General features: G+C 60.3%; 10 protein-coding genes and 1 tRNA gene. 2 read left to right on the top strand and 9 right to left on the bottom strand.

Features of this window, described 5'->3' with window-relative positions; genetic code table 11:
- Positions 1-97 precede the first annotated feature (97 nt).
- On the bottom strand, positions 98-1,480 hold the full coding sequence (locus E5W87_RS09470; RefSeq protein WP_292396360.1) for a Ppx/GppA phosphatase family protein: 1,383 nt from the start codon (positions 1,478-1,480) through the stop codon (positions 98-100).
- 332 nt (positions 1,481-1,812) lie between these two features.
- Between E5W87_RS09470 and E5W87_RS09465 the strand changes: the two genes are divergently transcribed.
- Together E5W87_RS09465 and E5W87_RS09460 are read left to right on the top strand one after the other, a co-directional pair.
- A complete protein-coding gene (locus E5W87_RS09465; protein WP_292396358.1) occupies positions 1,813-2,745 on the top strand; it encodes a lysylphosphatidylglycerol synthase domain-containing protein in 933 nt (310 codons plus the stop codon).
- A 139-nt stretch (positions 2,746-2,884) separates the two neighbouring features.
- Positions 2,885-2,958: transfer RNA gene (locus E5W87_RS09460), tRNA-Gln, on the top strand.
- 59 nt (positions 2,959-3,017) lie between these two features.
- Here the strand turns inward: E5W87_RS09460 and E5W87_RS09455 are convergent.
- From E5W87_RS09455 to metH, 8 genes are all read right to left on the bottom strand, one after another.
- Positions 3,018-3,557 carry a hypothetical protein gene (locus E5W87_RS09455; RefSeq protein ID WP_292396356.1) on the bottom strand — a complete coding sequence of 180 codons (540 nt, stop codon included), beginning with the start codon at positions 3,555-3,557 and terminating at the stop codon, positions 3,018-3,020.
- A 537-nt stretch (positions 3,558-4,094) separates the two neighbouring features.
- Positions 4,095-4,754 (bottom strand): DUF1353 domain-containing protein, encoded by a 660-nt coding sequence (locus E5W87_RS09450; protein ID WP_292396354.1) that lies wholly within the window; start codon positions 4,752-4,754, stop codon positions 4,095-4,097.
- A gap of 1 nt (position 4,755) precedes the next feature.
- Positions 4,756-6,768, bottom strand: a complete 2,013-nt coding sequence (locus tag E5W87_RS09445) for a S8 family serine peptidase (protein WP_292396353.1) — start codon at positions 6,766-6,768, stop codon at positions 4,756-4,758.
- A gap of 11 nt (positions 6,769-6,779) precedes the next feature.
- Positions 6,780-7,571 (bottom strand): trypsin-like serine protease, encoded by a 792-nt coding sequence (locus E5W87_RS09440; RefSeq protein ID WP_292396351.1) that lies wholly within the window; start codon positions 7,569-7,571, stop codon positions 6,780-6,782.
- 43 nt (positions 7,572-7,614) lie between these two features.
- Positions 7,615-9,519 carry a hypothetical protein gene (locus E5W87_RS09435; protein WP_292396350.1) on the bottom strand — a complete coding sequence of 635 codons (1,905 nt, stop codon included), beginning with the start codon at positions 9,517-9,519 and terminating at the stop codon, positions 7,615-7,617.
- Between the two features lie 67 nt (positions 9,520-9,586).
- Positions 9,587-10,246: an acyl-homoserine-lactone synthase gene (locus E5W87_RS09430; RefSeq protein ID WP_292396348.1), complete on the bottom strand. Its 660-nt coding sequence runs from the start codon at positions 10,244-10,246 to the stop codon at positions 9,587-9,589.
- A gap of 83 nt (positions 10,247-10,329) precedes the next feature.
- A complete protein-coding gene (locus E5W87_RS09425; RefSeq protein WP_292396347.1) occupies positions 10,330-11,052 on the bottom strand; it encodes a LuxR family transcriptional regulator in 723 nt (240 codons plus the stop codon).
- Positions 11,053-11,715: 663 nt separating this feature from the next.
- Positions 11,716-15,525, bottom strand: a complete 3,810-nt coding sequence (gene metH, locus E5W87_RS09420) for a methionine synthase (RefSeq protein WP_292396344.1) — start codon at positions 15,523-15,525, stop codon at positions 11,716-11,718.
- Positions 15,526-15,580 lie beyond the last annotated feature (55 nt).

Below are 15,580 nucleotides of genomic sequence, written 5' to 3'. Positions count from 1 at the left end.
ACGGAGTGGGGGTCGACTGTTCACCAAAGCAATGCTTCCGCTTGGGTCCGAGAAAACCGGTTGCCACTTTTCGCTGACGCGGTCCTTCGGTTCGGGATCATGCTCTGCCACGTCCACTGTTGCGCCAGACACCGTCATCGGCCATCAATTCGCTCAATATCCCCTCGCGCAGGCCGCGGTCGGCGACGCGCAGCCTTTCCGACGGCCACACCGCACGGATCGCTTCCAGGATGGCGCAGCCGGCCAGCACCAGATCGGCGCGATCGGCGCCGATGCAGGGGTTGGCGACGCGTTGCTGAAAGTCCCAGCCGACCAGCTTTTCGACCATGCGGTCGACGCTGTCGCGGTCCATCCACAGCCCATCAACACGGCGGCGGTCGTAGCGTTCCAGGTCGAGGTGGACGCCGGCCAGCGTTGTCACCGTGCCCGAGGTGCCGAGCAGATGGAATTTCGGGCTGGCGAGCACATGGCTCAGCCGGTCGCGCCCGTCAAAGGCGTGCAGGCGCACAGCCACATCCTCGACCATGGCGGCGAAGACCTCGCGGGTGACGGTGCGGCCACCAAAACGCTCGGCCAGCGAAACCACGCCGACCGGCAGCGACGTCCAGGAGACGATGTGGTTGGCGAGCCTCGGCGAGCGGTGGCCGGTGAGATCGATCAGCGCGATTTCCGAGGAGCCACCGCCGATGTCGAACAGGACGACGCCTTGCGTGTCGCGGTCGACCAGCGAACCGCAGCCAGACACCGCCAGCCGCGCCTCGGTCTGGCGGTCGATGATCTCGAGCTTCAAGCCCGCCTCGCGCTCGACGCGGTCGAGGAATTCGGCGCCGTTCGCGGCCGTGCGGCAGGCTTCGGTGGCAATCAGCCGGGCCTTCCTGATCTTGCGGCTGCGCAGTTTATCACCGCAGATCTTCAGCGCCTCGACCGCACGGTCCATCGCGGGCTGCCCGAGCCGGCCATTGGCGGTGAGGCCCTCGCCCAGCCTGACGATGCGCGAGAAAGCGTCGATGACGCGGAACTGGCCGTGGCGCGTCGGCACCGCCACCAGCAGTCGGCAATTGTTGGTGCCGAGGTCAAGTGCTGCAAACACCGGCAGTTCCTGCACCGGCGGACGGCGAATGTCCTGCTCCGGCCTGCTCGGCGCAGTTGAGGGCAAAGGCGCGACGATCGCCTCGCGCGGAAGGCTGGCTGGAGCACCGCCGGCGGCAGGCGCCGACAGTCCGGCCGCTGCGAAGTGAGCGTCATCGCGCACGAAAACCTTGCGGCCGCGCCGGCGTTTGCGTCGCTTCCTGGTCTTGGCCTTCTGCTGCTGGCCATTCTGATGCTGGGACGTGTCGCCTGCCGGTCCATGACCGGACCAAGCCTGCACCGGGCGCCCATTCTGCCGGCCGGCGGATGAGCTGGCCTGGCCGGACGGCGGCGGCGAAGCCCTGGACACGCCCACTTCCGGCGCGCCAGCGCCGGTGTCGTGGTCTTCCACTTCAGTTCCTTCCGGCGCCGCGCGAACCGGAGACCGGACGCAGCAGGCGCTGTCATGTGTTCTAAGTTGCCGCCAGACTAGCAGCGCCGCGCCGGATCACCAAGAGCGCCGGGGCCGAATTTTGGGGTGGCATGAAATGCGGCGACGTTGGTGATCCCTTCTCCCCCAGGGGAGAAGGGAAGGCGCCAGCGCCGCAGCGCGCGTTGCCGGTTGAATAGCCGGCTTCGATAAGGCATTTCTGAAATGGCGGGATGGAACATTCGGAATCGCGGACAGTTTTCCTGGCGCGAACCGGAAAAGGGCAAGGGGTTGCAGCGCATGATCGTCACGTCATGAACTGGAGGCGCTATTTCTGGCCGGTCGTCGGCATTGCGGCGGTCGTCTTCTCGTTGTGGCTGCTGCTGCACGAGTTGCGCGGCATTTCGCTCGACGACGTCTGGGACGGCATCGTCGCCATCCCTGCCCGCGGCTGGGTGCTCGCCGCGCTGAGCTCGGTCATCGCCTATACGTCGCTGGCCGGCTACGACCACATAGCGCTCCTGCATATCGGCAGACGAGTTTCTTGGCTGTTCGTTACCCTGTGCTCCTTCACCACCTATGCGCTGTCGCACAATATCGGCGGCTCGGTATTTTCAGGCGCCGTGATCCGTTACCGCGCCTACGGCACCAGGGGCCTGACCGGGCAGGATGTTGGCGTCCTGGTGGCGATCTGCTGGATCACCTTCGTGCTGTCGACGATCCTCGTCTCCGGCCTCGTGCTGGTCTTCGAGCCGGAGATCATCGACCGGTTCTCCGGCGCGCCGCACCATGGCCTGACGATCGCCGCGGGCATCGTCATGCTGCTGCTGGTGTCGGCCTATGTCTTCGGCAGCTGGCTGCATCTCAGGCCGCTGAAGATCGGCAGCTTCCAGATCCATTATCCGGCCCTGCCGATCGTCGCGCGGCAATTGCTGATCGGCCCAATCGAGCTTCTGGCAGCGGCGGCGATCATCTTCTTCGCCCTGCCCGCGGCTGGCAATCCCGGCTATTTCGTCGTGCTCGGCGTCTTCCTGGTGTCGTTCTCGATCGCGCAGATCTCGCATGCGCCGGGCGGGCTCGGCGTGCTGGAGGTCGTGTTCCTCGCCGGACTGTCGCATATGGACCCGGTCGGCGTGCTGGCAGCACTTTTGGTGTTCCGGCTGTTCTACCTGATCATCCCGCTGCTGATAGCGCTCGGCGTGGTGCTGTATTTCGAGCGGTCGCAGTTCGGGCGGGGTGGGGATTGAGAGGCGGCACTTGGAAACACGCTTGATGAAACGTGGTGATTGAAGGGTTCGGCAGGCTTGACTATTTTCCGGCGGTGGCTACAAGGCACGCGCGGCGACATCGTCGCCCTGCCGCGTGGTTTTTTAGAACGGCGCCTGCTGGGGAATAGGTTAACGGTAGACCCACGGACTCTGACTCCGTTAGTCCTGGTTCGAATCCAGGTTCCCCAGCCAAAGGCCTTCCTTAGCGCAGCATCTGAGTTCATACCCTTCCTCGCGAAGTGAGCACTAACTTAGCCAGAGAGGCACGAACGGACATCGGTAGCGATACCGGGGTCAGTCGGCACCGGCGTCGGCACAACACCCCCTGCATCCCGTAGAGCCTTGCGACGCTGGAGATAAACAAGCTTCTCCTGGTAACCGGCGAAAGCCATGCCGATCGCATTTCCCGGGACAGCGAGCACCCGCTCGACAACGTTGAGCGGCAGTTGTGACAGGCCCAATATTTCACTGTCCTTCTTGACTCGCATAGTCGTGAGGACGCCGTTTTCGAAATCGAGCTGGGTTATTCGCTTATTGAAGAAGGCTCCGCGCACCTTTAACCAACCGACGTCTCGCTTGCTCGCGACGGTTTTTTGATCAAACGGAAAAGCGACCTTACCGTCCGGCTCAATTAGATAGGCGTTGAACTTACTTTTCGTTGCGAAGCAAACAGCATCGGACGGACAATCGGCGATGCCCTTGGTGAAATCGAATTCGCTCGGAGCTTCGATCCTGACTTTACACAATTGCTTGTTAAATCGCGCAAGAGCTACTTTGTCGTAGGGATCCATCCACTCGGACACCACTGTCCGTGAACAGGTTCCCTTGATCGCTTCCCGGGCCGGCGCGATCACCGGAACCCCTGGTCCCGCCTCTGCGAACAATTGCACGATATTTAAGATGATGTCAGCTGTGCGATCCTGAGCCCCGAAATATACTGCCTTTAGGAGGCCTTCCTCCGATCGGCTGATACATACATTCTCGTCCGCAAATCCATTCCCCGCATAGGAAAGGTACCGCGGCCTCGATCTGTCTGGAACATCAATTGTGTCAATCTTGGACGCTGCTGGGCTGCTCTGATCGATTGCATAGCGGACCAGAGTATGCGGAAGAAAATACGGGACCCCTTCAGCCGGGAGTGGATTAGAATATAGAGCCGCGCATCCTGCAGCTACACTGCACAACATTATCGTCCACAGAAACCTGCTCCCAGTCATACGTCCCCCAATTTTTCCTGCCGCGGCTGCAGCGTCTTACGTTTTACCTCTTGCCCCGCCCGAACAACTGGCTAGCGGTAGGGAGGCGGCTGCTCCCGCCTGCGCAATTTTTTATTTAACCACCACTGTAGGGTGCATCGATTCGATGGCCTCAACGCTTGGGTTGTTCTTGAGGATATTCTTTATGTCCGTTTCAACCTGGCTTGCGTCGTACATATTCCGCGGCAGATCCACCGTTGTAAGCCTGGTAGAGGAGACGGGCTCACAGCCCGCAACATTCGAGTCCTCCGGGCATTTGAGCGAAACGACCTTCGCTTCGACCGTTTCCCAGCGTGGCCCGAAGAAATAGACGGCGTAGTACATTGTCTTAGCCAAGCGCTGTTCGACGCCGGCTTCAAGCATAGCATCGAGGAACATGCGGTGAACCGTTTTCCAGTCCCGAGTCTTCTCGTCGCAATAGTAGTCGTGCATTACCGATGCTTTTCGGTATTTGCCCTCAAAGGGACCGCCGATAAGTCCCCAGAAAAACTGCGGGATCGAGGCTCCATCGACGACGGTGCCGGCCGGCACCTCCCAGACTTCGCCGCTCGGATCAACGTAGGTGTACTTCTCAATCAATCTCACACGGCGCCCGTCATCGAGCAGTTCTGCTACGAGCCGTCCCGTAAACTGCACCGCCGCGCCTTCGCCCGCTGTGTCGGTCGCATTAGCAACCAATGGCACGCCCAAAATCAGCACCGCTGCGACTATGGCGGGAATCGGAAGAGACATATTACTGCTCCAAGTTGGGATATGTGGCCAGCGTGATGCTAGAAATGTTACTCGTCGGAATTGGTGTTTTCTGACGGGTGAAAGGATCGAGTAGAGTCACGTCGGTGGTGATACCGTTGCACCAACGGGTCTCAACCTCCCCGGCAACGGCCTTGCTGTGTCGGTAGATTAGAACACGATCCGCGCCCGCCTCCGGCACGCTCCCCAGATCGTTGATGCTGAGCAACTCGTCTCGAGCAATCGTCTGAGCACCGCAGACAGTAACGAAGCCCCCTGCTCCCGACCCAAAATCTATCTGGCCTCGGAGCAGGATGCCCGAATCCTTCAGCTGGACCACGTCGGAATGTATGGAGAGAGCCTTGGCTAAATTGAGAATTCGTCCATGCCGCACCTTCTGCCAAAGCCCGAGGGCATGATCGGCAGACGTCATAAGACGGATTTTCACCTCGGATGGGGTGGGGCCCGAGTTGATCCTACGGGGACGCTCCCTCTGGATCATGGCCGCGGCGAACAGCACCTGGGGCGCCGCATAGGAGGTGCCGGACCTAAGCTTCCGCACGAAGCCACCTATTGCTGGATCAAACTCTGCGACGGGCACATTGCAGCCCCAGGCTGCGATGTCGACGACCTCCTTAGAGTAATTGGACCGCGGCAGCAGGTCGTTATGAAGATCCAAACTTGCGACGGTGATGAGGTTGGTGCCCTCGCTGCCACCGAACACAGCAGGAAAGATCTTGTTGGCATGGCCAATTTCCGTGCCATCATTGCCAGCCGACGTAACGATTAGCACATCTTTGTCGGTGCCGACGTAGTCAATGAACCATGGCAGCGGATCTGCCCCTGGGAATGACACGCTGATATTTACCCCGGAGGTTGCGGTTTGTCGGTCAAAAGCCTGCCGCATCGCGGTGTTTAGCCGGTTAGGGTCCGCGACGAAGGTGCAGTTATCGGGTACCGTGCACACGCTTCGGTAGAGATTGTATGCGGCCACCTGCACTGGGATCCCAAGGGGATTGAGTGCCGATAATAGATATCCACCCGCCGCTGTGAACAGTACTCCGGTGCCGTGGAAGCCGAGCGGGTCGTTGGGGAATGCTACGTCATCGTCAGTAATCAGCTTCAGCAGCAAACGTTTCATGGCCGGGTGTCTCGGTGCGGAAACACCGCTGTCAAGCACCGCGACATTGACTACCGATTTGCTACGGCGGAGAGCGAATCTCTCATCGAGCGCATCGTTCAGCATCAGCGTGTCTGCCACGTCCCAGAGCCGGCTCTCCGCCCCCTTTAGTGCATCAAGTTCGCTGACATCGGCGCAGTTTTCGTTCTCCTCCTCGCCAGAGTTTCTCGTGCCCCAATTTGACTTGTCATCAACCTGAACTTTACCATTGATCGGAGCGATGGCTTCGAGCCGATGCATTAGGCCCTCCGCCTTCCCCTTCGCGACCGGTACCTGCCAGGACGCGTTCGGGACTACAATCACAGTTCCGGGCTCCAACGTCTTCTGTTCGACTACATCTCCGTTAAGGCGACTTGCCTCGGGTAAGAAATCTTCCCACTTAGTGACGCCATTCTCTTGTTGCCTCCGCTCGTTGTAGATCTTCCAGAGACTGTCACCCTCCTTGACCACATGTTTCTCAGAAAAAGCTCCGAGGCAGTAGGGAATGTAGAGCGGCGTCACGGCATACCCACTTGAGCCGATGGGTGTCGCCAGCGGTACCTCCGCCTTTCCTTCGAAAAGCTTTGGGTTGAGTCGCGCCACGTCCTTCGGAAAGGCGGCAAGGTAGGGCTCGGTCGCACCCGGGCATTCCGCGGCTACGATGTCTTGGAGTGTTCGGCTGCCTTCGATCCTCAGCGAAAGCACGCCGGCTTCGTCCTTGATCGCTCCTTCGACGGCATCAATCGTTTCTTGCTCGTTGCCCAGGGACGGGACGGTGATTTTCGATAGTTGGAAATCATCCGCCTGTGCGGCAGATGAGAGCCCGATAAAAAGAAATGCCAAGAGCCCAAAGCGCATTGACGTGATCCTTAGCGACAATCGTGGGCAGCGACGTTCAGCCCGCAGATTTCGACTCCATGCTGCTGGCTCCAGTCTGTAGCCCAATTGACGAACAGCGGGGTTGCCGTGGTCGATAGGAAAGAGAATCGGCTGATATCGCCGCGTGAATTCACGGCTACTAGGGCGCGGCGGTTACCGCTCGGAACGAGGTTGAAATATGCGGCTCCTCCGCTGTCTCCAAAACAAACTGCCGCTCCACCCCGAACGACAGTGTCTACATTTGAGCCTGACGGCGTCCGTATAACCGCAGCAGTACCCTTGAACAGTTTACCAAAGTTCCTGTCATGACCTCCTGTTTCGGTACAACCGAAGCCAAGAAGCACGACCTGGTCATTTTGGCGCGGAAAGGCGAGCGCGGTATTCACCACTTCGAACTGGATCCCGGTCATCTCGCTTTGGGTAAGGCACAGTGCAAAATCAGTCGTAGAATTTCCCGTCGCCCAATCGGGATGATGGAAACACTGCACCGAAACCGGAGTGTTATGTATGCGAACTGTGCCGATCTGTGCGTTTTGGATGCAATGGGCGGCGGTGAGGATCACCTGTGGGCCGACAGCGGTTGCCGTGCAACTTCCTTCCGAAGAACGGAAGATGAAGGTCGCCGGCCACTCGCTTGGAGCAGTCACTTGGGCACCATTTATAATTGCGCCTTCGCCTCCGCCGGGATCATCAGGCGGACCGAACTCGAACGCAAAGGCCGCGGCAGCATCGCACAACGCGCCTGCAAGCAGCAACAACAGAGCCTTGGACAACCCGCGCATTGCATCTCTCCTTTGCAGGCCGGCAGTGCTTTGTACCAGTGTCTTAATGTGGTCGCCGCGTTTCGACGAACGCTCCCGGACGCTTCAGCTCGATGTTGCGGGCCAAGGCGATCGCCTCACTAACTTTCTGGCGCAAAGCCGCTAAGTCGGTCTCGCTCATTTGCTTGAGTACCGTGTTGAGTTGGTCCGTTTGGGCGGTTGCCGTACCGCCCGCAACGGGCGTTTCAACTACGATGCCCGCCTTGGCCGCGTATTCGTTGACCATTTGTCCGACGAAGTAGGAGCCGCTGCCGATCACGTTGACTAGGTCTGAGCCGACGGCGCGGGCTAAAACCTGTTTCGGTGGCATGTCAGCGGTTGGCTCGTATATGGTTTCGCTATCTACCGGCTCGATTGGCTCGCCTACTTTGCAAAGATAGCGACTGAGCACATATCGCCGAAACGGCAAAAAGGCTTCTGTCAGCGTAGGCGATAAAGCTCGGCTCTCATCCACATGCACGAATCCAAGTACATCCGGCCACTCAAGGTCTGGCCCGGCCGCCTTGTCGAGCACAATGACACCCGGCCGCTGAAATCCTCCGCCCGCGGAGCGGGCTGCCGTCATGTGGCAGCCGGCACAAGTCACAGCTCTGGCCCGGTTGAGCAGGATCTCGCCGCTCTGTTTGTTTACGAATGGGCTCGTCATACCGCCGAGCTGATTGAGTAGCGCCGTCACCAGTGTACTTGATCCAGCGGGCTGCCCAGGAGCGTCGGAAAAGCCCTGTGAAGTGCTCTGAAATTCGTTAAACTTGTCGTCATTACCGAGCGCAATTGTATTGAGAAGGATCGTATCCTCGGTCACCGGCGACGTGCCGAGATGATAATTCTTAACCGACGCTACAAGATCCTGGTGTTTCGCTGTCGTCTCACTGAGTAGGCGGGGGCCAATAGTGCTGGTTAGTGCTTGAATGAATTGGCCCTGGAGCAAGTTGACAGAGGCTGGAATATTATTGGTCATTAACGGCGTTCCAGCTAGGCTGTCGTGATGAAGTTCCGCCAAAGGGCTATCTTTGACCGTGACCGGAACGAAAGTGAGCTTTGGATTATTGGGGGCGGGATCAAATGTCCGCCGCGTGAGCCATTCGCGTAGTTGCCACGGCCCTTCCATGAACAGATTTCCACGAACTTGACCGCGCCCCCCGTCGCCTCCATAGTTGTGGTAGTCGACGACCGGCGTGCGCAAGTCGGCCGAAGCCAAGGTCGGCGAGGTTTTGCCTTCGTAATAAAAGGCGGATAGCCGAGCTGCGCGTTCACTGTCGGAGAGTGCCGGATCAGTCAGGTTGGCCCAGAATTCGGCAATCGGCCTGCAGCCGGCCTCGCCAACGCCCGGGTTAGGCACCATAGCTTCGAAGATCAGGAGAAAACGGCCGCCATCAGTGTCGGCTTTGCCGTAGACGATACGGTATTCGCCGCAATGAGACCAATTGTCGGGTGCGAGATCAAAACGATTGAACAGCGCTAACGGCTTCAGCGCCTGATCCGACGAGGCATCCAACAGCTTCTCCGGATCGAGTTCCGACTGCTCGGCGCGCGGGTCAACTGGCATTTGTATGCCTGCCTGCGAATTCAGTGCAAACGTGTCGACCGGCACCATTGTGTCGAGCAGATTTTGGACGAACGCGACCTTCGCTGCCTGGTCATCGGCTGCGCCGGCGCTTCGCAGGATTGCTCCAACGGTACGGTTGAACGAAAACGCGCCTTCCGTAGCCACGCCACCGAGCGCGAGGTCATTCCTTGTTAAGTCGAGGATGGGGCCGGTATGCACGACCATGCTTGGTTCGATTTGAAAACGGGGCGTGAAGCTTCCGTCACTCTCGGCGGTGCACATTTCAAAGGGTTGAGCAAGGGACGGTGCCGTGATCAGCGCAAAGGCCAACCCAGTAGCCATAAGTCTTGTTGCTGATTGCATAGGTGGTCCTCCTCGTGGATAGAAAAAGCTCTTTGGAGGGGTCGCATCAGTAGCTGGTCACCTAAGCTCACTGAGCGACCGCCAACCGTTGCTCGGGCCAACGGAGAAAGGGAGGCTGGGCTCCACGACGAACCAGCAGCGAATGCTCAATCCCAAGGATCTTCCGAACACTCGCCAGCGCCGCCTCATTCACCTCGATGTAAGCAACGATGTACCATTCGCCGTTTTCTTCCCTTGCCATGCCCATCGGCTCGGCTCGCCATTTGAGCGCGCCGTGATGCGGCATAAAGTAGGTTTCCTGGACGCCGCCCACCGCGCTGAGGCCCTCGTCGAGCGCGTATTCCATCACCGCGCAGCACAGCTGCGTGAGCGTGCCTCGCAACCCCGTCGAGCGTTTGTCGGGTACGACGAAGGTGCGCGTCCATTCGGCCCAATCGGGACGTCTCGGGACGCCCGATCTTTCGCACATGTGAGAAAAGACCTCCGAGACCATGTGCGGCTCACTCGTTGGGATCAATCGAGCCGAGGTCACTACGCGACCGTCTTCGATACCGAGCAGATACGTCGCCGCATCCGTATCGAATTGGTCCAGCTCGCGACCGTCCGGGCTCGGAGGGCGCCAACGTTTCTGGTGCACGAAGAAATCGTGCCGCCGGCGCAGAAACTCGTCGAATTCGTTTTCGTAGAGATGCTTGTTATGCGCATTGACTACGTGGGCCGTTATCATGGCGCGATCCCCCGATCGTTTTCAAAGGGATATTCGCAGCCGCGCTAATATACGTCACCTGTCCGATGGGACAGTTGACGCGTTTAGGGATGGATCAAACGCCGGCGCACCGCCTCGACCACCGCTTGCGTGGTCGTTGCGACGCCAAAAGCTTCCCTGGCTCGTGTGGAGTGCCATTTGACCGTGCGCTCGGTCAGGCCAAGGATTTGGGATGTCTCCGACGATGTCTTGCCGGCCGCAGCCCACAAGAGTACCTCTTTTTCCCGGTCGGTCAGCAGGCCCTCGTCGCCGTCATCCTCACTCGACAAAGCTTGGATCGACATGCCCGCGTAGACCGCCATGGTAACCAGTTGCACTTGATGGCGTGGCGAGAGCGTGCAGGACTTCGCGGAAGAGGCAAACGACAGCACGGATTGCCAATGGTGAACGCTCAGCATCGGCACGGCGAAGCCGCTCCAGATGCCAAACTCCGTCGCCTCGCCGGCGACACGTCGTGAGCCTTCCGTAGCTGACCACTTTGCCGGGACTTCGGACCACAAGAATGGCTTCAAGGTCTTTGCCGAGTAGATGCAAACACCATCGACAGCGGCATGCTCGGCTTCGACATAGCGCTCGAACCAGCCGGCCGGCCAGCCATTCAGTTCAACCATCGGTGCAAGCTTCTGCCCACCGAGCGGCACACCGCTAAGGATGAGATGCTCGAAGCCGAGATTCCTCACGGTTTCGAGCAGGTCGCTCAGCAGCGGCCCGGTAGCTGTGTGCTTCCTGCAGCGTTCGACAAAGTCGAACACGTCTGAATCGATCATGCCAGAGACCCCCGTCTCCACGTCGAATATAAGCTACCTCAAATTAGAATCTTCAAATATACCATCACTACCTCACCAATCACAGCGGTTGCGTTCGCCACTCGTGCCAGCGCAAATCGATCGCAATCGGCACAGGCTCGCCGGCTGGCAAGACGTGTGTGAGAAGGGAATGGATCGTTTCGACCTCGGCACCTATCGGCGACCCATCTCCGGTGCAACGCTGCGCGCAGCAGCAATTCTTGAAGCCGCCGCTGAGAACAGCAAAACGAACTCTCGATACTAGCTTCGCCAAAGGCAGGCGCATCGGCCGAACGAATGAAAAAAGCCCGCACCTCTGGCGGAGAGCGCGGGCGCGATCGGGTTGGGCCCGACCTGCGGCGGGCAAGCGAGGGCGCTCCCACCGCCTACAGAACTCCATTAGAGATCGCTAATTTCTACTTGACGATCGCTTCGCCAGCACCAAAATCGCGGCCTTAAGCTCAAGCGTTCGAACGGGGGATATCGCCATGCCTGACGGCATCGAAATCTAGTTCAGTGCGAGCCTGGTGCCGGGTCAGCGCGAGATAGTCGAGCAGTCGATCGCGTCGGCGGCGGAGAGCACGCGTGCGGAGGCCGACGCTGCGCGCGAGCGATCGGCCAGTCTCGCAGCGTGATTTCCCGACCTCATGCGGCCGCATCCAGCCCCTGCGCCGGCACATAGTTGAGGATCGGCCCGAGCCAGCGCTCGACCTCTGCAAGTGGCATGGCCTTGCGCCGCGCATAGTCCTCGACCTGGTCGCGTTCGACCTTGGCGACGCCGAAATAATAGCTCTCGGGATGCGACAGGTAGATGCCGGACACGGAGGAGCCCGGCCACATCGCAAAACTCTCGGTCAGGCTGACGCCGGCATTGCGCTCGCCGTCGAGCAGGCGGAAGAGCGTCGCTTTCTCGGTGTGATCGGGCTGCGCCGGATAGCCGGGCGCCGGGCGGATACCGCGATAGGGCTCGCCGATCAGCGCGTCCGGTGCCAGATCCTCGTCCGGCGCATAGGCCCAGAAGTCCTTGCGCACGCGTTCGTGCAGGCGCTCGGCGAAGGCTTCGGCGAAGCGATCGGCCAGCGCCTTGACCATGATCGACGAGTAGTCGTCGTTCGCCCGCTCGAAGCGCTCGGCGATCACCGCTTCCTCGATACCGGCGGTGACGATGAAGCCGCCGAGATAGTCGGCCTTGCCGCTGTCGGCAGGCGCAATGAAATCCGACAGCGCGACGTTGGCCTTGCCGTCGCGCTTGGTCAGTTGCTGGCGCAGCGTGAAGAAGGTCGCCAGCTCCTGCGATCGCTTATCGCTAGTGAATAGCCTGATATCGTCGCCGACGGCGTTGGCCGGCCAGAAACCGATCACGCCCTTCGGCGCGAACCATTTTTCGGCGATGATCTTTTTCAGCATGGCCTGGGCGTCCTCGAAGAGCTGGCGTGCCGCCGGCCCTTGCGCCTCGTCGTCGAGGATTTTCGGGTAACGACCCTTCAACTCCCAGGTCTGAAAGAACGGCGTCCAGTCGATATAGCGCGCGAGCTCGGCCAGATCCCAGCCTTCGAAGACTTTCAGGCCGAGGAAGGACGGTTTTGGCGGCTCGTAGGCCGACCAGTCGATCCTGTGGGCGTTGGCCCGCGCCTTGGCCAGCGGCAGGCGCTGCTTGTCGGCTTCGCTGCGCGCGTGCGCATCGGCGACCTTTTTGTATTCGGCACGGACGTTGTCGACATAACCGCCCTTGGTCTCGTTCGACAGCAGCGCCGACACCACGCCGACCGCACGACTGGCATCGGTGACGTAGACCGTCTGGCCCCTGGCATAGCGCGGATGGATCTTTACCGCCGTATGCACGCGGCTGGTTGTCGCGCCGCCGATAAGAAGCGGAATATCAAAGCCTTCGCGCTCCATTTCGGCGGCCATGTGCGCCATCTCGTCCAGCGAGGGCGTGATCAGGCCGGACAGGCCGATGATGTCGACCTGCTGCTCGCGCGCCGTCTGCAGGATCTTCGCCGCCGGCACCATGACGCCGAGGTCGATGATCTCGTAATTGTTGCAGGCGAGAACCACGCCGACGATGTTCTTGCCGATGTCGTGGACATCGCCCTTCACCGTCGCCATCAGGATCTTTCCGGCGGTCTGGCGCTCGCCGGTGTCGATGCCGTTGGCGGCGTTCGCCAGCTTCTCCGCCTCCATGTGCGGCAGCAGGCCCGCCACCGCCTGCTTCATGACACGGGCGGACTTCACCACTTGCGGCAGGAACATTTTTCCCGCGCCGAACAGATCGCCGACGACATTCATTCCTGCCATCAGCGGACCTTCGATGACGTGCAGCGGACGCTCGGCGGCGAGTCGTGCTTCGTCCGTGTCCTGGTCGATGAATTCGGTGATGCCATTGACCAGCGCGTGCGAAATGCGCTGCTCGACCGGCCAGTCACGCCAGGCGAGATCGCGTTCCTGTGCCTCCTTGCCCGCCGTGCCCTTAAAACGTTCGGCAAGTTCCAGCATGCGTTCGGTCGCCGTGCCGCCGCCCTTCGGCTGACGGTTGTTGACGACATCCTCGCAGGCTTCGCGCAGGTCCGGATCGATGGTGTCGTAGACGGCAAGCTGTCCGGCATTGACGATGCCCATGTCCATGCCGGCCTGGATGGCATGGTAGAGGAACACGGCATGCATGGCCTCGCGCACCGGCTCGTTGCCGCGAAACGAGAAGGAGAGGTTCGACACGCCGCCCGATATATGGACATGCGGCAGCGTCGCTGTGATCTGCCGGGCGGCTTCGATGAAGTCGACGCCGTAATTGTTGTGCTCGTCGATGCCGGTGGCAATGGCAAAGATGTTCGGATCGAAAACGATGTCCTCGGGCGGGAATCCGGCGTGCTCGGTCAAGAGCTTGTAGGCGCGGGTGCAGATTTCGACCTTGCGCGCCTTGGTGTCGGCCTGGCCGTCCTCGTCGAAGGCCATGACGACCACCGCCGCGCCATACGCGCGGACGAGCTTCGCATGGTGTAGAAAGGCTTCCTCGCCTTCCTTCATGGAAATGGAGTTCACCAGCGGCTTGCCCTGCACGCATTTCAAACCGGCTTCGATGATCTCCCATTTGGAACTGTCGATCATGACGGGAACGCGGGCAATGTCAGGCTCGGCGGCGATCAGGTTGAGATATTCGACCATCGCCTTCTGCGAATCGATCAGGCCTTCGTCCATGTTGATGTCGATGATCTGGGCGCCATTGGCGACCTGGTCGCGCGCGACGTCCAGCGCGGCGGCATAGTCGCCCGCCGTGATCAGCTTCCTGAACTTGGCCGAGCCCGTGACATTGGTCCGCTCGCCGACATTGACGAACGGAATCTCGTCGGTCAGCGTGAACGGCTCGAGCCCCGAAAGGCGCATCTTCGGTTCGATGACGGGAACAGCGCGCGGCGGATATTTCTTCACCGCCTGTGCGATGGCGCGGATGTGGTCCGGCGTCGAGCCGCAGCAGCCGCCGACGATATTGACCAATCCGTCGCGCGCAAAATCCTCGATCTGCGCGGCCATGAATTCCGGGCTCTCGTCATAACGGCCGAATTCATTGGGCAGGCCGGCATTCGGATAGGCACAGACAAAGGTGTCGGCGACGCCGGATATTTCGTCCAGATGCGCGCGCATGGCTTTGGCGCCCAGCGCGCAATTGAGCCCTATAGTGAACGGGCTGGCGTGACGGACCGAATGCCAGAACGCCGTCGGCGTCTGGCCGGACAGCGTGCGGCCGGACAGGTCGGTGATCGTGCCGGAGATCATGACCGGCAGATGCACGTCCTTCTCGATGAAGATCTCGTTGCAGGCGAAGATCGCCGCCTTGGCGTTCAGCGTATCAAAAATGGTCTCGATCAGGATAATGTCGGCGCCGCCATCGATGAGACCGCGCAGCTGCTCGCCATAGGCAAGGCGCAATTCGTCGAACGTCACGGCACGGTAGCCGGGATTGTTGACATCCGGCGACATCGAGGCGGTGCGGTTGGTCGGTCCCAGCGCACCGGCGACGAAGCGGCGCTTGCCGTCCTCCTGCTCAGCCCGCACCGCGGCCCGGCGCACCAGACGTGCACCGTCGCGGTTCAGCGCGTAGACCGCATCCTCCATGCCGTAATCCGCCTGGGCGATGGCGGTCGAGGAGAAGGTGTTGGTTTCAAGGATGTCCGCCCCTGATATGGCGTATTGATAGTGAATCTCCTCGATCGCTTGGGGCTGCGTCAGGATCAGCAGGTCATTGTTGCCCTGCTGATGGCAGGCGCACTCCGCGAATTTGTCGCCACGGAAGTGGTTCTCGTCAAAGCCCAGGCCCTGGATCTGCGTGCCCATGGCGCCGTCGAGGATGAGGATGCGTGCGCGCGCCGCCGCCGTCAGCGCCGCAAGCACTTCCGACCCGTCGGGCTTGGCCGCGACAGGGCCGAATAAATCGTCCAACGATGATGGGTTTTGCGACATATTTCGTCCTCGGGGCGACAGTCGCGCCTAAGTCACATAAAGACATCTTTATGTC

This window comes from Mesorhizobium sp., assembly GCF_004962925.1.
Classification (GTDB): Bacteria; Pseudomonadota; Alphaproteobacteria; order Rhizobiales; family Rhizobiaceae; genus Mesorhizobium.
This window is presented reverse-complemented; position numbering and strand designations above follow the sequence as displayed.